The following is a 352-nucleotide window of genomic DNA, read 5'->3' on the forward strand; positions in this document are numbered from 1 at the left end:
TAATCCCTCTAGTAGCAGTTCGTATCGTCTACTGGATAGGTTTTGTCTTATCACTGATTTACCTTATCTATATCCTTGTTACTAAGCAACGCGCTAAAAAAGATTATTTTGATTCTCTAAATATTAAAAAGTTTTTGAATGTTATTTTGTTTTTATGGCTATTAATGTCTGGAATCAATCTCTTTACTAATGGTCTTAATAATCTTCTGGCACATTTATTGCTTGCTTTATTGCCAATTTCACCTATTTTCTTAGGACTATTTTTGGTATCATTTTTCAAGTCCAATGTAGTAACGCTAGAGAACTTGAATGCAGTCAATAAAAATCAAGAGAAATACCGTGAAGAGTATGG

General features: G+C 31.2%; 1 pseudogene. It reads left to right on the top strand.

Going from position 1 to position 352, the window contains the following annotated elements:
* A pseudogene (locus SORDD16_RS10170) lies at positions 1-352 on the top strand (hypothetical protein); the annotation flags it as partial.

It is taken from the genome of Streptococcus oralis (assembly GCF_001578945.1).
Taxonomy (GTDB): domain Bacteria; phylum Bacillota; class Bacilli; order Lactobacillales; family Streptococcaceae; genus Streptococcus; species Streptococcus oralis_Q.